Annotated in this window: 20 protein-coding genes, 1 pseudogene and 1 riboswitch; of the genes and pseudogenes, 7 read left to right on the top strand and 14 right to left on the bottom strand. The window is 53.0% G+C overall.

Going from position 1 to position 22,458, the window contains the following annotated elements; translation table 11 throughout:
• Nucleotides 1-61 precede the first annotated feature (61 nt).
• From rpoD to rpsU, 3 genes are all read right to left on the bottom strand, one after another.
• Complete coding sequence (gene rpoD, locus ACQE32_RS14405) at nt 62-1,906, bottom strand: RNA polymerase sigma factor RpoD (RefSeq protein WP_426973453.1); 1,845 nt, start codon at nt 1,904-1,906, stop codon at nt 62-64.
• A 278-nt stretch (nt 1,907-2,184) separates the two neighbouring features.
• Nucleotides 2,185-3,930 (bottom strand): DNA primase, encoded by a 1,746-nt coding sequence (gene dnaG / locus ACQE32_RS14410; protein ID WP_426981955.1) that lies wholly within the window; start codon nt 3,928-3,930, stop codon nt 2,185-2,187.
• Between the two features lie 121 nt (nt 3,931-4,051).
• Complete coding sequence (rpsU, locus tag ACQE32_RS14415; protein ID WP_001144069.1) at nt 4,052-4,267, bottom strand: 30S ribosomal protein S21; 216 nt, start codon at nt 4,265-4,267, stop codon at nt 4,052-4,054.
• Nucleotides 4,268-4,568: 301 nt separating this feature from the next.
• Here rpsU and tsaD point away from each other — a divergent pair, with 301 nt between their 5' ends.
• Nucleotides 4,569-5,585 carry a tRNA (adenosine(37)-N6)-threonylcarbamoyltransferase complex transferase subunit TsaD gene (gene tsaD, locus ACQE32_RS14420; RefSeq protein WP_426981956.1) on the top strand — a complete coding sequence of 339 codons (1,017 nt, stop codon included), beginning with the start codon at nt 4,569-4,571 and terminating at the stop codon, nt 5,583-5,585.
• Nucleotides 5,586-5,899: 314 nt separating this feature from the next.
• Here the strand turns inward: tsaD and ACQE32_RS14425 are convergent, their stop codons facing one another.
• From ACQE32_RS14425 to plsY, 4 genes and pseudogenes are all read right to left on the bottom strand, one after another.
• Entirely contained in the window at nt 5,900-6,109 is a 210-nt protein-coding gene (locus ACQE32_RS14425) for a hypothetical protein (protein WP_426973467.1), read from the bottom strand.
• A gap of 392 nt (nt 6,110-6,501) precedes the next feature.
• Nucleotides 6,502-6,606, bottom strand: a pseudogene (locus tag ACQE32_RS14430) (hypothetical protein); the annotation flags it as partial.
• Between the two features lie 5 nt (nt 6,607-6,611).
• Complete coding sequence (locus tag ACQE32_RS14435) at nt 6,612-6,899, bottom strand: hypothetical protein (RefSeq protein ID WP_426973469.1); 288 nt, start codon at nt 6,897-6,899, stop codon at nt 6,612-6,614.
• Nucleotides 6,900-7,255: 356 nt separating this feature from the next.
• The gene (gene plsY, locus ACQE32_RS14440) at nt 7,256-7,855 is read right to left on the bottom strand and encodes a glycerol-3-phosphate 1-O-acyltransferase PlsY (protein WP_427022002.1); all 600 of its coding nucleotides are present in this window, start codon (nt 7,853-7,855) and stop codon (nt 7,256-7,258) included.
• Between the two features lie 107 nt (nt 7,856-7,962).
• Between plsY and folB the strand changes: the two genes are divergently transcribed.
• Both folB and bacA read left to right on the top strand, forming a co-directional pair.
• Nucleotides 7,963-8,337, top strand: coding sequence for a bifunctional dihydroneopterin aldolase/7,8-dihydroneopterin epimerase (gene folB, locus ACQE32_RS14445; protein ID WP_085070019.1), 375 nt, complete (start codon nt 7,963-7,965; stop codon nt 8,335-8,337).
• Between the two features lie 152 nt (nt 8,338-8,489).
• Nucleotides 8,490-9,308, top strand: coding sequence for an undecaprenyl-diphosphate phosphatase (gene bacA / locus ACQE32_RS14450; protein ID WP_427022003.1), 819 nt, complete (start codon nt 8,490-8,492; stop codon nt 9,306-9,308).
• Between the two features lie 52 nt (nt 9,309-9,360).
• On the opposite strand, the gene ACQE32_RS14455 is transcribed toward bacA, so the two are convergent.
• Nucleotides 9,361-10,596, bottom strand: a complete 1,236-nt coding sequence (locus ACQE32_RS14455) for a multifunctional CCA addition/repair protein (protein ID WP_426973475.1) — start codon at nt 10,594-10,596, stop codon at nt 9,361-9,363.
• Between the two features lie 190 nt (nt 10,597-10,786).
• Nucleotides 10,787-11,407 carry a TIGR04211 family SH3 domain-containing protein gene (locus tag ACQE32_RS14460; RefSeq protein ID WP_085070024.1) on the bottom strand — a complete coding sequence of 207 codons (621 nt, stop codon included), beginning with the start codon at nt 11,405-11,407 and terminating at the stop codon, nt 10,787-10,789.
• Between the two features lie 208 nt (nt 11,408-11,615).
• Here ACQE32_RS14460 and ACQE32_RS14465 point away from each other — a divergent pair, with 208 nt between their 5' ends.
• The 3 genes from ACQE32_RS14465 to hldE all read left to right on the top strand — a co-directional run bounded on the left by ACQE32_RS14465 (nt 11,616) and on the right by hldE (nt 17,306).
• Complete coding sequence (locus tag ACQE32_RS14465) at nt 11,616-12,920, top strand: inorganic triphosphatase (protein WP_426973477.1); 1,305 nt, start codon at nt 11,616-11,618, stop codon at nt 12,918-12,920.
• A gap of 19 nt (nt 12,921-12,939) precedes the next feature.
• On the top strand, nt 12,940-15,798 hold the full coding sequence (gene glnE / locus ACQE32_RS14470; RefSeq protein WP_426973479.1) for a bifunctional [glutamate--ammonia ligase]-adenylyl-L-tyrosine phosphorylase/[glutamate--ammonia-ligase] adenylyltransferase: 2,859 nt from the start codon (nt 12,940-12,942) through the stop codon (nt 15,796-15,798).
• A gap of 86 nt (nt 15,799-15,884) precedes the next feature.
• Nucleotides 15,885-17,306 (top strand): bifunctional D-glycero-beta-D-manno-heptose-7-phosphate kinase/D-glycero-beta-D-manno-heptose 1-phosphate adenylyltransferase HldE, encoded by a 1,422-nt coding sequence (gene hldE / locus ACQE32_RS14475; RefSeq protein ID WP_426973480.1) that lies wholly within the window; start codon nt 15,885-15,887, stop codon nt 17,304-17,306.
• 53 nt (nt 17,307-17,359) lie between these two features.
• Here hldE and ubiK read toward each other — a convergent pair whose 3' ends face one another.
• The gene (gene ubiK, locus ACQE32_RS14480) at nt 17,360-17,836 is read right to left on the bottom strand and encodes a ubiquinone biosynthesis accessory factor UbiK (RefSeq protein WP_426973482.1); all 477 of its coding nucleotides are present in this window, start codon (nt 17,834-17,836) and stop codon (nt 17,360-17,362) included.
• Between the two features lie 146 nt (nt 17,837-17,982).
• A riboswitch (FMN riboswitch) is annotated at nt 17,983-18,134 on the top strand.
• A gap of 96 nt (nt 18,135-18,230) precedes the next feature.
• On the opposite strand from ubiK, the gene ribB reads away from it, so the two are divergent.
• Nucleotides 18,231-18,887 carry a 3,4-dihydroxy-2-butanone-4-phosphate synthase gene (ribB, locus tag ACQE32_RS14485; protein ID WP_250650902.1) on the top strand — a complete coding sequence of 219 codons (657 nt, stop codon included), beginning with the start codon at nt 18,231-18,233 and terminating at the stop codon, nt 18,885-18,887.
• Nucleotides 18,888-18,938: 51 nt separating this feature from the next.
• Here ribB and ACQE32_RS14490 read toward each other — a convergent pair whose 3' ends face one another.
• The 4 genes from ACQE32_RS14490 to ACQE32_RS14505 all read right to left on the bottom strand — a co-directional run bounded on the left by ACQE32_RS14490 (nt 18,939) and on the right by ACQE32_RS14505 (nt 22,271).
• Nucleotides 18,939-19,322 (bottom strand): cell wall hydrolase, encoded by a 384-nt coding sequence (locus ACQE32_RS14490; protein ID WP_426973484.1) that lies wholly within the window; start codon nt 19,320-19,322, stop codon nt 18,939-18,941.
• A 142-nt stretch (nt 19,323-19,464) separates the two neighbouring features.
• The gene (gene zupT / locus ACQE32_RS14495) at nt 19,465-20,232 is read right to left on the bottom strand and encodes a zinc transporter ZupT (RefSeq protein ID WP_426973485.1); all 768 of its coding nucleotides are present in this window, start codon (nt 20,230-20,232) and stop codon (nt 19,465-19,467) included.
• 210 nt (nt 20,233-20,442) lie between these two features.
• On the bottom strand, nt 20,443-21,603 hold the full coding sequence (locus ACQE32_RS14500; protein ID WP_427022004.1) for a glutathionylspermidine synthase family protein: 1,161 nt from the start codon (nt 21,601-21,603) through the stop codon (nt 20,443-20,445).
• Between the two features lie 8 nt (nt 21,604-21,611).
• Entirely contained in the window at nt 21,612-22,271 is a 660-nt protein-coding gene (locus ACQE32_RS14505) for a DUF1190 family protein (protein WP_085070042.1), read from the bottom strand.
• Nucleotides 22,272-22,458: the final 187 nt, after the last annotated feature.

Raw genomic sequence — 22,458 nt, forward strand, 5'->3', positions numbered from 1 at the left:
CTGCAATGCCGCCCAATAAAAAAGGCCTCCCGTTGGGAAGCCTTTTTTGCCATCAGCGTGCTTAGTCGTCCAGGAAGCTACGCAGCACTTCAGAACGGCTTGGATGACGCAGCTTACGCAGCGCTTTCGCCTCAATCTGACGAATACGCTCACGGGTAACGTCAAACTGTTTACCCACTTCTTCCAGCGTGTGGTCAGTGTTCATATCGATACCGAAACGCATACGCAGCACCTTCGCTTCACGCGCGGTCAGGCCAGCCAGAACGTCATGCGTTGCTGAACGCAGGCTTTCTGAGGTGGCGGAGTCCAGCGGCAGCTCCAGCGTGGTATCTTCGATAAAATCACCCAGATGCGAATCTTCATCATCACCAATCGGCGTCTCCATAGAGATCGGCTCTTTAGCGATTTTCAGCACCTTACGGATTTTATCTTCCGGCATCAGCATACGCTCGGCCAGCTCTTCCGGCGTCGGTTCGCGGCCCATCTCCTGCAGCATCTGGCGAGAAATACGGTTGAGCTTGTTAATGGTCTCAATCATATGCACCGGAATACGGATGGTGCGCGCCTGATCCGCGATAGAGCGGGTAATTGCCTGACGGATCCACCAGGTGGCGTAAGTTGAGAACTTATAGCCACGGCGATATTCAAACTTATCTACTGCTTTCATCAGGCCGATGTTGCCTTCCTGAATCAGATCCAGGAACTGCAGGCCACGGTTGGTATATTTTTTAGCGATGGAGATAACCAGACGCAGGTTAGCCTCGACCATCTCTTTCTTCGCACGACGCGCTTTCGCTTCGCCGATCGACATACGACGGTTGATATCTTTCACCTGCTCAATCGTCAGGCCGGTCTCTTCCTCAATCTGCATCAGCTTTTGCATGCTGCGCTGCACATCGTCTTCAACGTCGCGCAGTTTTTCAGACCAGGGTTTGTTCATCGCCAGCGCCGCCTGGAACCAGGTTGGGCTGGTTTCATTACCGGTAAACAGCGTAATGAAGTTTTTCTTCGGCATTTTGCACAGTTCAACACACAGCTTCATGATGATGCGCTCTTGCGTACGCACGCGCTCCATCATTTCACGCATGTTGTTGACCAGATAGTCAAACTGCTTCGGCACCAGACGGAACTGTTTAAAGACTTCTGACAGCTTCTGGATCTCTTCAACCGCATCCGCGTGGCTGCGACCTTTCGCTTTGATGGTCAGACGCGTCGCTTCATACTGATCGCGTAGCTCGATGAATTTTTCACGCGCCAGTTCAGGATCGATGCTGTTGTCATCATCGCTGCTGTCGCTGTCATCATCTTCATCTTCGTCATCTTCATCGGCGCGCTCTTCTTCAGACAGCTCAGAGCCAACATGCGTCGCGGTAGGCGCCAGATCTTCTTCTGCGTTAGGATCGACAAAGCCAGTGATCAGGTCGGAGAGGCGTGATTCTCCCGCTTCGACGCGATCGTACTGTTCCAGCAAATAGGTGATCGCTTCCGGATATTCAGCTACGGAACACTGCACCTGGTTGATACCGTCTTCAATACGTTTGGCGATGTCAATTTCGCCTTCACGCGTCAGAAGTTCTACGGTACCCATTTCACGCATATACATGCGGACAGGATCGGTGGTGCGTCCGATTTCAGATTCTACGCTGGATAACACTTGAGCTGCCGCTTCAGCCGCATCTTCGTCCGTGTCGGCGCTGTTTTCGTTCAGCATCAGATCATCGGCATCAGGCGCTTCTTCTACCACCTGGATGCCCATGTCGTTGATCATCTGGATGATGTCTTCGATCTGATCGGAGTCGACGATATCTTCCGGCAGATGGTCATTGACCTCGGCATAGGTCAGATAGCCTTGCTCCTTACCACGGGTGACAAGTAGCTTAAGCTGTGACTGCGGGTTTTGCTCCATAAGACGGTATCCACACTTCTGTTAATTTGATTGGTGTCGGGTCGGCTATAAGAGCCAACAATAACAGTGAGGGCGTTTGGATTATTGCCGCTGCCCTCGTAGCGGCTGTCAGGGTCTGCCTGAGTATAAATCGGCACTTAAGCCGCTGAATTTACTGTTGAGACTGTCATGCTTGTCCTTTTGCATTCCGACCTGAGTAATACATTCTCGCCGCATCGGGCAGAATGAAATGCGTCGGCTGCACCAGCACGTCTCTTAATACTGGCGCGATCGCTTAACTATTTTTTTGCCAGCGCCTGGCTTAATGAGCGAACTTCTTCCCGCTCCTCAGGGCTAAGGCCATGCGTTCTGGAGCGCGCGATCAGGATTTCCAGACGCTGCTCCAGCGCAGAGTCATACATTTTTGCCAGGGAATCCTGGAACATTGCCTCTACTTCTTCATCAACGATCATGTGGTTCCATGTCGCCAGAGTTTCAAGGTGCTGGCTAAAATTTGTTCCGCGATATAACTCTAGTAGCTGGCCAGTGGTCAGGCCAGGATTTGCCATGCAACTCTTTACCAGCTCCATAAAAAGCGATAATCCCGGCATATTGAGCTGTTCCAGCCCCTGCAGCGAGGGAACCATCGCCGCCAGCCTGGGATTCTGTACCAGCAACCCCACAAGTATACGCATAGTTGTGCGTTTTAGCTGTGGAGCCGCAGGCTGGGCGCTGCTTTCGGCCTGTTTAGGCAGCAGCTTTTCCAGCTGGCTGTCATCTAAAATGCCGAGCATGTTACCTAACTCCTGACGCAGATAAATCCGCAGCGTTTCGCCCGGGATCTGACCAATCAATGGCAGCGCCAGGGTGCTTAAACGCGTCCGACCGTCACGGGTGCTCAAATCGACCTGCGGCAGCAACGTATCGAACAGGAAGCTGGAGAGCGGCATGGCCTGCTCCATCCGCGCTTCAAACGCCGCTTTGCCCTCTTTACGTATCAGCGTATCGGGATCTTCACCGTCAGGCAGAAACATAAAGCGTAGCTGACGCCCGTCATTCATGTAAGGCAGCGCGGTTTCTAATGCGCGCCAGGCCGCTTCACGACCAGCTCGATCGCCGTCATAGCAACAAACCACGGTATCGGTGCTGCGAAACAGCAGCTGGATATGGTCCGCGGTTGTTGAGGTGCCTAATGAGGCAACGGCATAGTCAATGCCAAACTGCGCCAGCGCCACCACATCCATATAGCCTTCGACAACCAACAGCTTTGCCGGTTCAGGATGCTGTCTTTGCGCTTCATACAGGCCATACAGCTGGCGGCCCTTATGAAAAATATCGGTTTCCGGCGAGTTCAGATACTTTGGCGTGCCGTCACCTAACACACGTCCGCCGAAACCGATAACGCGGCCACGTTTATCGCGGATGGGAAACATCACGCGATCGCGGAAGCGATCGTAGCTGCGACCCTGATCGTTAGTGACCAGCATGCCTGCATCCGTCAACGACTGACGATCGTCAGGATTGCGGCCAAAGCGCTTCAGGGCATTATCCCAGCCGGGCGGTGCGAAACCGATAGCAAAATGCGCAATAACCTCATCGCTTAATCCGCGCTGATTGAGATACGTGCGTGCTGCGACTGCCTGTGGCTGAGTTAGCGCCTGTTGGTAGAATTCGGCCAGACCCGTCATGAGCTGATATAAACTTTGGCGCTGATGACGTTCCAGCTGACTGGGACCGCTGCCCGCTTCATAGGGCACTTCCAGTCCATGTTGCGTCGCCAACTCTTCAATGCTTTCGACAAATTCCAGACGATCGTAATTCATCAGGAAATCGATAGCGTTGCCGTGGGCGCCACAGCCAAAGCAGTGATAAAATTGTTTCTCACCGTTTACGGTGAAAGAAGGGGTTTTTTCGTTATGGAAAGGACAGCACGCATGGAAATTCTTACCCTGTTTTTTCAACTTAACGCGGGCATCAATAAGATCCACAATGTCCGTGCGGGCAAGTAAGTCATTAATAAAAACGCGTGGAATTCGTCCGGCCATAAGCCCCGTTTTCTTCGCTCATAAACGAAAATAAGCCGCGCTTCCTTCCGGAAAGCACGGCCTCTAACTTGACTCTGTCTGCGTTTAACACGCGGTGGAAGCGCGAAGCCTCCGAAGGAAATTAGTACAGACGAGTGCGGCGTGCGTTTTCGCGAGCCAGTTTCTTGGCATGACGCTTAACAGCAGACGCTTTAGCGCGCTTACGTTCGGTAGTCGGTTTTTCATAAAACTCACGACGACGAACTTCAGCCAGAACGCCTGCTTTCTCGCAGGAACGCTTGAAGCGACGCAGTGCTACGTCGAACGGCTCGTTTTCACGTACTTTAATTACCGGCATGTAACTCTCACCTCGATAAATTCGGTCTTTTGCTGACGTCAGCGTCAGCTCATTTCAAAATGGTGCGGAATTTTACAACAATCGCGGCTGCGTTGTAAAGCAACATTGCGCTTTTCAAACCAACAGAGCCCCAGGCGGCTGCCGGTTTTTTGCAGGCGAAGGAGTATACCGTATAGCACAGAGCTGCGTTTACTCTTTTTTGATTTCCTGCTCATAAAACCGGCGCTCGTTCCAGAAAATCGCCCCGGAGTGCTGGCTGGCTATGGTACACTGCGCGCCGCAACTGAGAGGTAAAGCAACCATGCGCGTTCTGGGTATTGAAACATCCTGTGATGAAACCGGTATTGCCATTTATGACGATGAAGCCGGTTTGCTCGCTAATCAACTCTATAGTCAGGTGAAAGTCCATGCCGATTATGGCGGGGTGGTGCCGGAACTGGCTTCGCGCGATCATGTGCGTAAAACGGTGCCGTTAATTCAGGCAGCGCTGAAAGAGGCCGGTCTGCAGGGCAAAGATATAGATGCGGTAGCCTATACCGCCGGGCCAGGTCTGGTGGGGGCTCTGTTAGTGGGCGCAACGATTGGCCGCTCGCTGGCGTTCGCCTGGCAGGTGCCTGCCGTGCCGGTACACCATATGGAAGGGCATCTGCTTGCGCCGATGCTGGAAGATAATCCGCCAGAGTTTCCTTTTGTTGCGCTGCTGGTTTCAGGCGGCCATACGCAGCTGATCGGCGTAACCGGCATTGGTGAATACACGCTATTGGGCGAATCGATTGATGATGCCGCCGGTGAGGCGTTTGATAAAACCGCGAAGCTGCTTGGTCTGGATTATCCCGGCGGCCCAATGCTGTCGCGTATGGCGCAGCAGGGCATTGCTGGCCGCTTCACCTTCCCGCGTCCCATGACCGATCGCCCCGGGCTGGATTTTAGCTTTTCAGGTTTAAAAACCTTTGCAGCGAACACCATCCGTGAAAACAGCAATGATGCGCAGACGCAGGCTGATATTGCGCGCGCTTTTGAGGATGCGGTGGTTGATACGCTGGCGATTAAATGCAAGCGGGCCCTGGATCAAACCGGATTTAAGCGTCTGGTCATGGCTGGCGGCGTCAGTGCTAACCGTACGCTGCGTGCGAAGCTGGCTGAAGTGATGCAGGCGCGTGGCGGCGAAGTGTTTTATGCGCGACCTGAGTTTTGTACCGATAACGGGGCGATGATCGCCTATGCCGGTATGGTGCGTTTAAAAGGGGGAACGCGCGGAGAGCTTGGCGTTAGCGTGCGCCCTCGCTGGCCGCTGGCTGAGCTGCCGGCCATTGCCTGAGAAGAGTGTTTCTGTCACGACGGAGTCATTTTGATCTAGAGGGCTGGCTGATTCAGGAAAGTAAGCGTTTATTAGTGCTGGTTCGATTACCGGAGCGTATAAGTCGCTCCGGTTAACAAGGCCATTTCCTCATAACGTTGCTTAGTAATATCAGACGAGTGACCATTCGTATCGCTTGATTTAATCAGTTGTCGGCGTCAGTCCGATTAATTTCTGTTCTAACCATCTTTTTAAAGGATGGAATATATAACCGTATCGGCCTCGTATATAGTGGTAATAAACGAGGCCGTGTAAAAAATACCAATACGTTGGCTTTAAGGTTTGCCGATGCCTACCATGTAGCCAGGATGTGTCAGTTCGACGCCAAACAATTTAGCTATTGGGTTTAGAAATTGATAAACCGCGTTTTTAACGTTATCTAAAACTTGTTGCCATTCAGGTACTGCATTATGTAATTCCCCATCTTCGCCCAAGTAAAGACCGCCGCTGACATGGTTGATTTCACGTATAGTAAGATTTCTCATTTTTAAGTCCCTTATAAAATGGTAGTGAATTGCTTATAAAGCAAGGTTACTTTATACAATGAACGGTAGAACAGGGATGCGACGTAGCGCGCTCACGTTGCTCGATTTTGCCATTGTATAATCCTACTTTAAAACGAAAATAAATTAAACGTCAATCTAATAGCCTGATCTTATGAGAAATAACTAGTTTCCTTTGTGTTTTTTATCCTTTTCCAGTTACCGGTTGAAGCTGATTAATAAAATTCAGAAGATATTTTATACGTTAATTTATCGTGGCCTGGTGCAGATTTCCGGCCAACTTATCTGCCAACTGAAATGACATATGCCAGAAGGTAAAATTAACTTCGTGATTTATGCTTTCTCTTCCAGATGTTCGTCTTTTGCCCACGCCACAGCTGCTGAATATTAGTGGCGTTGGGATTTCCTGAGCCGTTATGTCGCGGAGCGGGAAGGCCAGCGAGTCGGCAAACCAATATAAGAGACGCTCCGTCCAGCATACGGATTAATTGCCGAGCACTTTACCCAAGATGCCACCGATCACCGGAATTCTACTGAGTACATTTTCAATGCCGTTGCCAATTTGTTTTCCCAGGTTTTTACCCACATTACCACCGAGTTCAGGAAAGTATTCTTTAAAATTAAGCTTACCGATAATCGGTAACTGCACCGGTAGTTCCGGTAAAAAGGAGTAGATCGCTTCGCCAATAAAGTTGCCAATCGAACCGCCGATTTGAGAAATATAGCCTGCACCGCTTATCGCGCTATATTCAACTTGCGTTAACTCTCTCATTAGTTAATCCTTTAATATTTTGTAGAGTATTTTCCCACGAGTGGAAGCAATAAATTGCCACGTGATGTTATAAAAAATTGATGAATAGCACAATGGTGGTTAACCCCGAGCACGAAGGGAAATAACATGCCTGGCTTCCGAAATGAATATTGTTTGCCGCATGCGAGATTTTTCCTTTCACCGGTTAGATGTTAACAATCATAGAAAAAGCGTTGTTGTCTTTTTGGTTAAAGATAAAATGATGAATATGAAAGTAATAAAATTACCAGGAGAATGACGTAACGTGGCAGCATTTAATTTATTAAACTGGGATCTCACTTGAAACAGGAATAGTTAACCTCCTAATAATTAATTTATTAAGAACGTTTTTTCTTTTTCCATATTTTCTTCTCCTGTCCACGCCATAACCGTTGGATATTATCGTGATGACGTAACAGGATCAGGCAGGAAAGCATGGCGACCGGGAAGGTAAACTGGGGTTTAAACCACCAGACATAGAAAGGTGCGATAAGCGCGCTGACTATCGCGCCTAATGAAGAGTAGCCGCTCAGCAACACGGTGAGCAGCCAGGTGCCGGTCATCAAACCGGTCAAATCCCAGCCGATGGGCGCAATGGCACCAAAGGCGGTGGCGACGCCTTTACCGCCGCGAAAACGGAAAAACACCGGATAGATATGCCCAAGGCAGGCGGCAATGGCGGTCAGGCCAAGATAGATAGGCGAAATGCCCAGCGCCCAGGCAAGCCAGACGGGCAACATGCCTTTGAGAACGTCGAAAACCAGTACGGTTGCCGCAGCGCCTTTACCGCCTATCCTCAGCACATTTGTGGCACCAGGATTACCGGAGCCGTTATGGCGTGGATCGGGCAGGCCCGCGAGGCGACAAACTAAAATAGCGCTGGAAATGGAGCCGCACAGATACGCGAAAATAATCATACCAAGCGCGATTGCACTCATAACACCGTTCCGTTTCGTAAGGGTCGTTTTATTCTCATCATCTGTGGATAATACGCATAATTCGCCGGAAGTGGTATCCGGTTAACGCAAAAACAGAGAGTGCCCTCATGGATATCGTATTTATTGAACAGCTGTCGGTGATTACCACGATTGGCGTTTATGACTGGGAACAGACCATCCAGCAGAAGCTGGTTTTCGATGTCGAGCTGGCCTGGGATAACCGCAAAGCGGCAGCCAGTGATGATGTTAATGATTGTCTGAGCTATGCGGATGTGGCTACGGCAATTATCGAGCATGTCGGGCAGGGGCGTTTTGCGCTGGTGGAAAGGGTGGCAGAAGAAGTCGCCACGCTGCTGATGGCCCGCTTTGCTTCGCCGTGGGTGCGCATTAAGCTCAGCAAGCCTGGTGCCGTAGCGCAGGCGGCTCAGGTTGGCGTGATCATCGAGCGCGGAACGCGTCAGCACCAGCGGGGACAATTCTGAAATAGATCCAATGTGATTGCTATCACAATGAAACCGAACCACATTATGGCTGTCAAAAACGCGGCGTTACGCTGAGTTGGCGCATTTTCTGGCGGCTACGTTCCCGACGTCCGCTTTTTTAATGGTTTAAACATTAGGGTAGAGGACATTTGATGGCAGATATTCATCAGCTTTGGGTGGCTGCAATCCTTGGCATTGTTGAAGGATTGACGGAGTTTCTCCCAGTTTCATCCACGGGACATATGATCATTGTTGGGCATCTGCTGGGCTTTGAGGGAGATAAAGCAGAAACGTTTGAAGTGGTGATTCAGCTTGGCTCTATTCTCGCCGTGGTCTTTATGTTCTGGCGTCGGCTGTTCGGCTTAATCGGAATCCATTTCGGCGAAGTTAAGCATGAAGGCGTGGGAACCGGGCATCTCACTTTGATCCACATCCTGCTGGGTATGATTCCGGCGGTTGCTGTCGGCCTGCTCTTTCACGATCAAATCAAAACGCTGTTTAACCCTATCAACGTAATGTATGCGTTAATCGTCGGCGGCGTGCTGCTGCTGGTGGCGGAGTTCTTTAAGCCAAAACAGCCAAAAGCGCCGGGTATCGATGATATTACCTATCTGCAGGCATTTATGATTGGCTGCTTTCAATGTCTTGCTCTCTGGCCTGGCTTTTCCCGTTCGGGCGCGACCATTTCCGGTGGGATGCTGATGGGCGTAAGTCGCTATGCGGCTTCTGAATTCTCTTTTATCCTGGCCGTACCGATGATGATGGGCGCCACCGTGCTGGATCTCTATAAAAGCAGAGGGTTCCTGACGATGGATGATCTGCCGATGTTTGCGGTGGGGTTTGTCACCGCCTTTATCGTGGCGTTGATCGCCATCAAACTGTTCCTGCATCTCATCAAACGTATCTCTTTCGTGCCTTTCGCCATCTACCGTTTTATCGTAGCGGCAGCTGTTTATATGGTGTTTGTATAACGCCATCACTAGCACGAAAAAAAGGAGGCGCCTGCGCCTCCTTTTTTATTGCTTAAGCCGGGTGGGCCTGATCCATTTGCCACTGCTGAAGCGCTGCAATGCGACGGCGAGTCAGCTCTTCACGAACCTGCACGCCTTTGAAACCGGACTCTACCACAGCTTTAGTGGGAACAGCCTGTACGATGCGAAACGCCTGATTCAGATACTCTCCCTGCGGATAGGGATTGCTTTCCCATCCGGCACGGCCACGCGCATCCGCCTCGCTGGTTTGCGCCAGCTGGTTAATGCGCTGCGGTTTACGCCAGGCGTCCATGCGATCGAACAGGGCCACCAGCCGCTCCGCCGTCTGGTTTTCAATGGTATGTACTACATCATGAAACTCCGCCACCAGCACGGCCAGATCGCGGATATGATTTGGCACGCGCAAACGACGGCAAATATTCTCTACCAGCGGCACGCCAGCAGGACCGTGGCCCGGATGGCTGGGCCATTTTTCCGGCGGCGTCAGGCCCTTCCCGACATCATGACAAAGCGTGGAAAAACGCACATCCACTTCTGGCGTCAGCTGAGCCGCGATAGCGACAGTCATCAGCGTATGAATGCCGGTATCGATTTCCGGATGCCATTTGGCCGGCGCGGGTACGCCGAAAAGATTGTCGATTTCCGGGAACAAAACCGCCAGCGCGCCGCAGTCACGAAGCACCTGAAAGTAGACGTGCGGATTGGGCGTGGATAACGCATTTTCTGTCTCTTTCCAGACACGCTCGGCGGTCAGGTGGGCCAGCTCGCCGCTGGCGGCCATCGCCCGCATCAACGCCATGGTTTCATCGGCAATGCGAAAGCTTAAGTGTGCGTAGCGGGCGGCGAAGCGCGCTACGCGCAGCACGCGTAGCGGATCTTCAATAAAGGCAGCGGAGACGTGGCGCAGCAGGCGTTTCTCCAGATCTAACCGGCCCTGGTAAGGGTCGATATAATTGCCAGCCTCATCCTGTGCGATCGCATTAATGGTCAGATCGCGCCGTTGCAGATCCTGCTCCAGCGTCACGTCCGGCGCAAACCAGGTGACAAAACCGGTATAGCCGCTGCCCGATTTACGTTCGGTGCGAGCTAAAGCATATTCTTCGCGGCTTGCCGGATGCAAAAAGACCGGAAAATCGCGCCCGACCTGTTGGTAACCCTGCTCCAGCATCATGTCAGGCGTGGCGCCTACTACTACCCAATCTTTGTCTTTGACCGGCAGCTTCAGCAAACCATCGCGAACCGCGCCACCGACAAGGTATGTTTTCACTACGGGGTTTCTCCAGAGTTCAGAAAATTAATTATCAGGCGTGCCGGTATCAACCATTCAGACCGGCAAAAAGAGATGTCCAGCAGGAATATTCTGGCACAACAATAGCAAAATTACGGACACGACAGCAGCAGGGCGCGTTATTCACCCTGCTGCGGTTATGGCTGGCAAAAGAAAGCGCGGCGGCTTGCTAGTTCATCCAGCGATTATTTTGTTTGCGACGTGGGATCATATGCGGCAACAGCAGACCCAGCAGCAGGCCTACGCCCGCTACGCCACCGCCATACATAAACCACTGCATAATGATGGTGCGCTGTTTGTCATCAAGCTGCACGTTGGCGGCGTTAACCTTTTTCTGCGCCACGATCAGCTGGTTGCGCAGCTGCTGATTTTCTTCCTTCAGACCGTTAATTACGGTATCGCTGGCCGCTACTTTTTTTTGCATATCCGCCGTGCGCTGGTTCCAGCTTCCGTCGATGTTAGCCAGCTTATCGGTAAGATCTTTTACCTGTTGTTCCAGCTGCGGCACGCGCGTACGCAGGCTGGGTTCGATGCTTAGCTGCGCCAGCGGGATCCAGTTGGTTTTACCCTCTGCGTCGCGAATCTGGCCATACTGAGTCGCGTTATTGGTTTGCAGTAGAGTGACCTGCTCACCCGCGTTGAGTTTGCCAACCAGGCGATATTGATCGCCCGGACCGCTACGAACCCAGGTCGATAATTCATCAGAAATATACCGTTTTTCTTCGGCGTGGGCGGGAGCTGTAACGCTGAAAGCCAGCAAAGTCAGGCCAATAAAGTGTGATTTTTTCATTCGATGTCGTTTTTTCATCTGTTCCGGAAAAATTTTAGGGCACAGTCTGGATAGGCTGCGCAAAAATCTGAATGAGAACTATCCTGGTCTCAGACTGATGCGGCCAGGCTCGCGAAAGCATAATAAAGCAGAGACAGCAGCAGGTTATCTGCATTACTCTTCGGTTTATACCTGATATCTGTGCCAGTGAAAGATTGAATGAAAAATTATGACCATTGAAATCGAGTTAAAGTTCATTGCCACGCCGCAGGCGGCGGATCGCCTGGGTAGCCAGCTGGCTGCCTGGCCTCACCAATACAGTGCCCCGTTGGCCTTGACCAACATCTATTATGAAACGCCGGATAACCAGTTAAGGCGCTGGGATATGGGCCTGCGCATCCGCGGCATCGGCGAAAAATATGAAATGACGCTGAAAGCGGCTGGAAAGACAATCGGCGGTCTGCATCAGCGCCCGGAATACAACGTTGAGCTAACCCAACCCGAACTGGATATCGCACGTCTTCCGGCAGAGATCTGGCCCGAAGAGTGCGATCTCAGTGCCTTGCAGCAGCAACTTAAACCGTTGTTTACCACCCATTTCAACCGCGAACGTTGGCTGGTTACCTATGGAAACAGCCAAATTGAGGTCGCTCTCGATCGCGGCGAGGTGAGCGCAGGTGACCTCAGCGAACCGTTACAAGAGATCGAACTGGAGCTGAAACAGGGCGATCTGGCTGATGTGCTGGCGCTGGCCGCTGAGCTGGGTAAGGCTGAAGGGTTACGGCTCGGCAGCCTGAGCAAAGCGGCGCGCGGCTACTGGCTGGCGCAGGGGAAACCGCAGCAGCCAGTGCGCTCGCTGCCGATCCTGCAGGTGAAACCCAAAGCCACGGTTGAAGAGGGCATGCAGGCAGCATTAACGTTGGCGCTAAAGCAATGGCAGTATCATGAGGAGCTATGGCTGCGCGATGAGCCAGCGGCGCGTGATGCGATTCTGGAAGCGCTGGAAACTGTCCGCCAGGCCTTGTCGCTATTCGGCGCGCTGGTGCCGCGTAAGGCCAGCAATGCGCTGCGTCAAAAACTGACCAGTCTGATTGAAACGCTGGAAAATGAGCAGCCAACAGCGCAAGCCTTTTGTTACCGCCCGCAATGGCTGGATGCCCAATTGACTTTTTCCGGCTGGTTGATTAACGCCGGCTGGCGTCCCTTTATTGAGCCGAAAAACGCCGCGCGCCTTCAGGGTTCTTTTAAGCGCTTCGCTGATATTATGCTGGGACGCGTGACAGCCGATCTGAAAGAAACCTTCATCACGATCCGCCAGCATAACGAGTATCTGGATAAACTGGCGCGTCTGTCGCGCCAGATGCTGGCCGTTCGCCTGCTGGCAGGGGCTTACCCGCAGCATGAGGTAGAAAACTGGCTACAGCCCTGGCAACAGCTGGCGCAGGCGATTCATGCAGATCGCTATCACGAACTGGATATGCTGTGCCGCCAGGCGCTAAGACAGCCCGCATTTTGGCTTAACGGCAACGTCTGATTATTTTCAGGGAGAAGCTATGCTGCCAACCTTAACCGGACCGCTGCCCGAGCTGCTGCAGCAACAGGCAGAGAAAACGGCGGAGCGGCTGGAACGCCCGCTGACCTCACTCACTTTGCAACAGCAGGCGGTGCTGGCCTTCAGCGATTTTATCGTGGATAGCCTGCAACAGCATCCGGAGTGGTGGCAGCAGCTAACGCAGCAGCCCCCGCAGCCGGATGAATGGCAACACTATGCCGACTGGCTCAATGAGCAGTTGCAAACGGTAACGGATGAAGCAGCGCTAATGCGCCAGCTACGTCTGTTCCGACGCTGGATGATGGTCCGTATCGCCTGGATGCAGACCACGGGGGAAAGCGCTACGGAAGCCACGCTTCAACAGTTAAGCGTACTGGCTGAAACGCTGATTGTTGCCGCGCGAGACTGGCTGTGGCAGGCCTGCTGCAAAGATTTCGGCACCCCATGCAACGCGGCGGGTGAACCGCAGCCGCTGCTGATTTTGGGCATGGGGAAATTGGGCGGCGGCGAGCTGAATTTCTCTTCCGATATCGATCTGATTTTTGTCTGGCCGGAAAATGGATCGACCCGTGGCGGACGGCGTGAGCTGGACAACGCACAATTTTTTACCCGTCTGGGCCAGCGCTTAATTAAAGTGCTCGATCAGCCCACGGCGGATGGCTTTGTTTATCGGGTCGATATGCGGCTGCGGCCTTTCGGCGACAGTGGACCGCTGGTGCTTAGCTTCGCGGCGCTGGAGGATTATTACCAGGAACAGGGACGCGACTGGGAACGTTATGCGATGGTGAAGGCGCGGCTGATGGGCAACAGTGAGGATCGCTGGAGCCAGGAGCTGCAGCAGATGCTGCGGCCTTTTATCTATCGCCGCTACATCGATTTCAGCGTTATTCAGTCGTTGCGTAATATGAAAGGCATGATTGCCCGTGAAGTGCGTCGACGCGGCCTGAAAGACAATATCAAACTGGGAGCCGGTGGAATTCGGGAAAGCGAGTTTATCGTACAGGTATTCCAGCTGATTCGCGGCGGACGTGAGCGCACGCTTCAACAACGTTCGCTACTGCCAACGCTTTGCGCCATTGAAGAACTGCATCTATTGACGCAGCCGCAGGTTAGCGCGCTACGTGAAGCCTATCTGTTTTTACGCCGCTTAGAGAACCTGTTACAGAGCATCGCCGATGAGCAAACGCAAACGCTGCCGACAGATGCGTTAAATCAGGCGCGGCTTGCCTGGGCAATGGGCTTTGAATCCTGGACGGCGTTGCATCAGGCGCTGGAAGAGCAGATGGCGCAGGTGCGGCTTATTTTTAATGAGCTGATCGGTGAGGATACGCCGGACAGTGCGGAAGAAAGTGAAAACCAGGGCATGACCGAGCTTTGGCTTGATAAGCTCGAGCAAAGCGATCTGGAAGCTTTGCTGGCCCATCTTGATGAGCCTGGCCGCCAGCATCTTTCACGCACGCTGAATGCGTTTCGTCAGGATGTGGATAAACGCACTATTGGCCCGCGTGGCCGCCTGGCGCTCGATCAGTTGATGCCGCGTTTGCTGCATGAAGTTTGCGCCCGTGCCGATGCGGATATGACTCTGCAGCGGTTGATTCCATTGCTGCTGGGCGTGGTGACGCGAACCACCTATCTTGAATTGCTGACAGAGTCGCCTGGCGCGCTCAAGCAGCTTATCCGGTTGTGCGCCGCCTCGCCAATGATTGCCAGCAAACTGGCTCGCTATCCGCTTCTGCTGGATGAACTGCTCGATCCCGCCACGCTTTATCAGCCCACCGCAACGGATGCCTATCGTGATGAGCTGCGGCAGTATCTGCTGCGTATCCCGGAAGATGATGAAGAGCAGCAACTGGAAGCGCTGCGTCAGTTTAAACAGGTACAGCATCTGCGTATTGCCGCAGCGGATATAGCTGGAACGCTGCCGGTAATGAAAGTAAGCGATCACCTGACCTGGCTGGCCGAGGCGATTATTCAGGCGGTCGTACAGCAGGCGTGGAATATGATGGAGCAGCGCTACGGACGCCCCTCACATTTACAACAGGGCGATCGCGGCTTCGCCGTGGTTGGTTACGGCAAGCTGGGCGGCTGGGAACTGGGCTACAGCTCCGATCTTGATCTGGTGTTTTTGCATGACTGTCCGGCTGATGCGGTTACCGATGGCGAACGCGCTATTGATGGTCGCCAGTTTTACTTACGTCTGGCGCAGCGGATCATGCATCTTTTCAGTACCCGCACCGCATCCGGAATATTGTATGAAGTGGATGCGCGTCTGCGGCCTTCCGGCTCGGCTGGCATGCTGGTAAGCACGCTGGACGCGTTTGAAGAGTATCAGCGTAACGATGCCTGGACGTGGGAGCATCAGGCGCTGGTCAGGGCCCGAATCGTCTATGGCGAACCGGGACTAAGCCAGCGCTTTGAGACAATCCGCCGGGAAACGCTCTGTTTACCGCGCGATGCCGCAACGTTACAAACCGAAGTACGCGAAATGCGTGAAAAAATGTATGCTCACCTGAGTCATAAGCACAAAGGCCGATGGGACATTAAAGCGGATGAGGGCGGCATTACTGATATTGAATTTATTACACAATATCTGGTGCTGCGCTATGCGGCGCAGGAGCCTAAGCTGACCGGATGGTCTGATAATGTACGCATCCTGGAACTGCTGGCGCGGCATAACAAAGTAACGCCACAGGAAGCGCAAGCGCTTACCCTGGCTTACGTTACGTTGCGTGATGAGCTGCATCATCTGGCGCTGCAGGAGCAGGCGGGGCACGTCGCGATGGAATCTTTTATGCGCGAGCGGCAGACGGTTCAGGAGAGCTGGCAGCGCTGGCTGCAAACCTTGCCAGCTGAGAGCTGAAAGAGGCGCCACTGGCGGCGCAGCGTTTTAACCGAGCTGTGTTATTATCGCGCGCAATATTTTTACTGCAGTCTGGAGTCTCTGTAATGAAAGTGACACTGCCCGAATTTAACCGTGCAGAAGTGCTGGTCGTCGGCGATGTGATGCTGGATCGCTACTGGTATGGTCCTACCAGCCGTATTTCACCGGAAGCGCCGGTGCCGGTAGTGAAAGTGGACAACGTCGAAGAGCGTCCTGGCGGGGCGGCTAACGTAGCGATGAACATCGCCGCGCTGGGCGCGTCGTCGCGTCTTATCGGCCTGACGGGCATTGATGATGCCGCCCGTGCTCTGGGCGTCAGCCTGCAAAACGTCAATGTAAAATGCGATTTTGTGGCGCTGCCAACGCATCCTACTATTACCAAACTGCGTGTTCTTTCCCGGAACCAGCAGCTAATTCGCCTTGATTTTGAAGAGGGATTTGCCGATATCGATCCTGAGCCGCTTCATCAGCGTATTGCTGCGGCGCTGCCACGTTCCGGGGCGCTGGTGCTCTCCGATTACGCTAAAGGGGCGCTGGCCAGCGTGCAGCAGATGATCCAGCTGGCGCGTGCGGCAAACGTGCCGGTGCTGGTGGATCCCAAAGGCACCGATTTTGAACGCTACCGTGGCGCGACGCTGCTGACGCCGAACCTCTCTGAGTTCGAAGCCGTGGTGGGTAAATGTCAGAATGAGGCGCAGATTGTTGAGCGCGGCATGCAGCTGGTGGCGGACTATGAGCTGTCGGCGCTACTGGTAACCCGCTCTGAAAACGGCATGACGCTGTTACAGCCGGGCAAAGCCCCGCTGCATTTACCAACGCAGGCGCAGGAAGTTTATGATGTGACCGGCGCAGGCGATACCGTGATTGGCGTGCTGGCCGCCTCGCTGGCGTCAGGTGACGATCTTGAGGCCGCCTGTTTCCTGGCTAACGCTGCGGCTGGTGTGGTGGTAGGCAAATTGGGTACCTCAACCGTATCGCCCGTTGAGCTGGAAAACGCCATTCATGCACGTCCGGAAAGCGGCTTCGGTATTATGAATGAAGCCCAGCTCAGAGAAGCGGTTGCGTTGGCTCGTCAGCGCGGTGAAAAAGTGGTTATGACCAACGGCGTATTTGACATTCTGCATGCCGGTCACGTCTCCTATTTATCAAATGCGCGTAAGCTGGGCGATCGGCTGATTGTGGCGGTTAACAGCGATGCGTCGACCCGACGCCTGAAAGGCGACAGCCGCCCGGTCAATCCGCTGGAAAATCGCATGATTGTGCTGGGAGCACTGGAGTCGGTCGACTGGGTAGTCTCTTTTGAAGAGGATACGCCGCAACGGCTGATTGCGGGCATTCTGCCCGATCTGCTGGTGAAAGGCGGCGACTATAAACCAGAAGAGATCGCCGGTAGCGAAGAGGTTTGGGCTAACGGAGGCGAAGTACGCGTGCTGAACTTTGAGGACGGTATTTCAACTACCAATATCATTAAGCGGATTCGTTCCTGAGCACGGGCAACAAACAGAACGGCAGGCTAAGAAAGTTTAACCTGCCGGGCTTATTAGCTTTTCGGATCTTCCGTTTTAACCACATCCTCTGACACAGGCGTTGCGGCGGTTGATGTCGGTGTTGCTGCAGGCGTTGCAGCTGATGCCGGCGTTGCAGCAGGGGAAGTTGGCGGCGCAGTAACGGTATTTGTCTGCGTTGCCGGTGTGGAGAACGTATTAGCTGCCGTTGACGGTGTGGCCTGTGCAGGCGTGACCGAAGCGCTGGACGTGGCTGGCGTTGAGGCATTCCCGCTCTGGCTTTCCAGCGCAGCCAGGCGCTGCTCCAGCACCGCCAGCTTTTCACGGGTACGTAGCAGTACCTGCGTCTGCACATCAAACTCTTCGCGGTTTACCAGATCCATACGCGTCAGCTGCGCCTGCAGGACCTGGCGGATTTTCTTCTCAACGTCATCGCCAAATTCGCGAATACCTTTCGGCATTGCTTCATGTACCTGACGAGCAAGTTGTTCAATTTTTTTCGGGTCAATCATGGCCGTTTCCTGGTCGCAACAAAGTTAACTTAAGTGTAATCCCTGTCTGGAAAAGGATAAACCTAAAATGGCATTTGCCTGCACAGCATAAGCATATGCTGCTATTGTGCGTTGCCGGAGAAGATGTTTGGCGCTATAGTAAATTCGCTTATTCTCAGGGCGGGGCGAAATTCCCCACCGGCGGTAAATCAGCATTCGCTGAAAGCCCGCGAGCGCTTCCCGTTTTGCGACGGAAAGGTCAGCAGATCCGGTGTAATTCCGGGGCCGACGGTTAAAGTCCGGATGGGAGAGGATAACGGTTCTGTCGAGCCCAGGCTCGCCGCGCGTTATTTTTATGCACTCCTCAAGCACGCCCTGATTCTGGTAACCACAATATTGATAAGGTTTATTTACCATGAATCAGACGCTACTTTCTGAATTTGGCACGCCGGAACAGCGTGTAGAACGCGCCATCGCCGCTTTGCGCGAAGGGCGCGGTGTAATGGTGCTGGATGACGAAAATCGTGAAAATGAAGCTGACATGATTTTCGCCGCTGAAACCATGACCGTTGAGCAAATGGCTTTAACCATTCGTCACGGCAGCGGCATTGTCTGCCTGTGCATCACTGAGCAGCAACGCCAGCAGCTGGATCTGCCGATGATGGTAGAGAACAATACCAGCTCTTTTGGCACCGGCTTTACCGTTACCATCGAGGCTGCTCAGGGCGTAACCACTGGCGTTTCTGCCCAGGATCGCCTGACCACCATCCGTACCGCTATCGCCGATAATGCCCGTCCCAGCGATTTAAATCGTCCGGGCCATGTCTTCCCTCTGCGCGCGCGCGACGGCGGCGTATTGACCCGTGGCGGTCATACTGAGGCGACGATCGATTTGGTTTCACTGGCAGGGTTTAAACCGGCCGGCGTGCTGTGTGAGCTGACCAACGACGATGGCACCATGGCTCATGCGCCAGAGGCTATTGTCTTCGCCAAACAGCATAATATGCCACTGGTAACGATTGAAGATCTGATCGCTTATCGACGCAATCAGGAAACGCGCCAGGCAAGCTAAAATGCGCTGCTGCTGATAACAATAAAAAAGCCGGGATAATCCCGGCTTTTTTTATCGCTTTGCATAGAAGATATGATTGCCAATGGCTGCCGTTTGCGCGAATGCGCTGCTCCAGGCGGGCGTTACCGTTTGATTATGATAGTAGGTTGCGCCATTAGTCACATCAGAAAGCTCGCCGTTAACAATCTGGTGAGCTATCTGTTGTGCCCGCTGCCAGCTTTTATCTTCTTTGGCTGGATAGCTGAACGCGTTATTTTTTAAGTGAGTCCATGAAAACTGTTTTGGTGCGTAAACAACCGGACAGATTTGCGTAACGTCCCAGTTAGCCCGATTCATCGTTACCGATGCGACGGCTATTTGTCCTTTTAGCGGTTCCCCGCGTGCTTCGTGATATATATTCATAGCCAGACAAAGAATGGCACCCTGAACCAGCATAGTAATTCCGTCATTAAGCAGAGATGACGGGAGTTTACGAAGCGGTAAAAAGTAAAAACAGCAGACAGGTCTTGAAAATCCCCTGTTTGCGATAAGTTATTGATATATAGATGCCTGTATGAATATTTTCAGATAAATAGCATTAGCCAATCCCGCTGCTTTGTAGCAATGTCAGGCTAAAACCCATCACCGTCATGCCGCATAAAACGCCATAGCTTGGGTTACTGTGTGGATCAATATCACGCGCCAGCGGCATGAGTTCATCAACAGAAAGCGCAACCATAATACCGGCCACGGCAGCCATAATTGCCGCAATCAACACCGGTGAAATCGCCGGGCCGAGCAGCAAGAATGCCAGTACGCCGCCAAGAATTTCCGCCATACCGGAAATACAGGCCCAGAAGAGGGCGCGCGCTTTCGAACCGGTGGCGGCATACATGGGACCGGCAACCGCCAGACCTTCCGGAATATTGTGAATGGCTACCGCTAAGGCAATGCCCAGCCCCAGTTCTAAATCACTGCTGGCAGTAACAAAAGTAGCAATCCCCTCAGGGAAGTTATGTAAACTGATCCCCAGCGTCAGTAAAATCGCCGTACGTCGCAGGCTGCGTGGCGGCTGGTTAGGCACCATTAAATCCTGCGGATGCTGATGGGGCAGCAGGCGATCGAGAGCAAAGTAACCGAGCAGGCCCAGCAGAAACATTCCGTAGCCTAATAGCGGCGACATACCTGGCGTATGCAGGGCGGCAGGCAGCATTTCCATCAGAGAAATTAACAACATAATGCCTGCGGCAAATCCCAGCGCAAATGCCAGCATACGGTTGGATGGTTTCTGGCCTATTACGCCTAAAAACGCGCCGACAAAAGTCGCAGCGCCAGCCAAAATAGTCAGAAGTAACGGAACCGACATTACAGACCCTCGAATGATAATAATTCTTATTAAGACTATTTAAATTTAGACAAAAAGCGAGAGGGGATTAGGTAAAGTTTTGTCTGACTGACGCTCAAAAAATTTGAATGTTGATTAAAGGACATCGTTATGGGTGTGCTGAGCATGTTATCCGTACAGATAGAGTAAACCCGAAGAGTAATAAGAGCAGCCGTGGGCTGCCCGTTTCCGTTAATCGATAAAAGCGTGCGGATAGAAACGCGACAGATCCTGCGTGATTAACGCTCGATCCTCACGTATACCAATACCCGCTGCCTGATCGTCCACCAGCCAGCTGCCGATCAACGCGTAGCTGTCGCCAAACTGCGCCAGCGGATGGAACTGCTGCACGATCATGCCTTCTTCGCCATAAGGACCATCAACGCGTGCGATTTCCTGTCCTTTTTCCACAATACGGATATTCGCGCCTTCACGAGAAAACAGCGGCTTCACCACATATTTTTCCATGGCGGGCACATTGTCTTCAGCAAAGTAGGCTGGCAGCAGGTTAGGGTGATTGGGGAACATCTGCCAGAGCATAGGCAGCAGCGCTTTATTCGAAAGAATGCTCTTCCAGGCTGGTTCCAGCCAACGCACGCCAGCATCATTCAGCTTGGTTGAGAAGATCTCGCGCAGCATAAATTCCCACGGATAGAGCTTAAACAGGTTACTGATGACCTGATCGTTGAGATCGGTAAACTGACCCCGCTCGCCCAGCCCAATATCATCAATAAACAAGAATTCGCTCGGCAATCCCGCCTCGCTGGCGCAATCCTGCAGATACTGTACCGTGCCGCGATCTTCAATGCTGTCCCGATAGCAGGTAAAGTGCAGCAGACTAAAACCATGCTGCTGATGCAGTGCGGCGAAACGCGCAATCAATTTTTCCTGCAGGCTGTTGAACTGATCGCTGCCTGCCGGCAAATTGCCCGCTTTCAGCTGATCTTCCAGCCAGAGCCACTGAAAGAAAGCGGCTTCATACAGCGATGTTGGCGTATCGGCATTGTTTTCTAATAGCATGGCGTCGCCGCTGCCGTCCCAGGCCAAATCGAGACGTGAATAGAGCGAAGGCTGCGACGTTTTCCACGAAGTGCGAACAAAATCCCACGTATGTTTAGGAATACGGAATTTAGCCAGCAGCTCTTCGCTGTTAACCACTTTATCCACCACCTGCAAACACATCTGATGCAGTTCAGCGGTGGTTTCTTCCAGATAATCAACCTGCGCCAACGTAAACTGGTAATAAGCATCCTCGCACCAGTACGGCTCGTCATACATGGTATGAAAACCAAAGCCGTATTCGGTGGCGCGGGCGCGCCAGTCAGGACGTTCGGCAATAGCAATACGTTTCATAGGGCGCGTTAGCCCCCCAGCGAGCGGTTGCTGGTGCCGGTCGCGCTGCTGCGCTGCATGCTGGTCTGCTTCGCTACGGTCTCACCAAAGCCGCCGCGCGTAACGGTGCTGGTGGTGGCTGGTTTCGGCGCCAGCGCCGTTTTCGGCACGGTCATGGTGCGGCCTGGCGTCGCGGTGCCATAGTTTCGGCCGCTGGCGTCAACGAACTTACCGTTCATCGGGCTGGCGGGATTTTTCGAGCTAAACAGCGGCTGCGCGGCAAACCCTGCGCCGCCGCCCATCATGCGGCCCATCATATAACCTGCCATCAACGGCATCCAGAAACTGCCGCTTTGATGCGCTTCTGCATTGGTGCCAGCCTGAGCCGGAGCCTGCTGGCACTGAGCTTCGCCAAATTCGGCTACGCAATCTTCACGCGAGGCATATTTAGGCGCGGTTTTTTCCGCCTCTTTCAGCGCGTTATTGTAAGCGGTGGTGCACTGTTCGCTCTGGCCCGGATTGGCTTTAGTACAGTCGTCGGCGTTTTGATAAAGCGAAACCGTTTCGTCTGCTTGTTCACAGCCGGCCAGCATAAAAACGGCGGTGACAGCCAACGCCACCGGCGTCAGGTGACGAGCGCGCCAACTCTTACGGAAAGCGTCGCGATTGATATTTTTTGTCCGTTTCATGGGGATAGTCCTCTGCCCAAAGGTAGCGCAAAGGATAGGTGAAACCGGTCTAAAAATGAAGCAACACACAGCGCTGTGTCTGTATATTTACTTAGCTATACGTTCAAATGCGAGAAAGGATTAAAAGCGGAAGGAAACAGCTGCAAACGCGGTGTTACGGCCACGAAATTCATGAACTTCGTGGCCT

Source organism: Pantoea sp. FN0302, assembly GCF_050113775.1.
GTDB classification, from domain to species: Bacteria; Pseudomonadota; Gammaproteobacteria; order Enterobacterales; family Enterobacteriaceae; genus Mixta; species Mixta alhagi.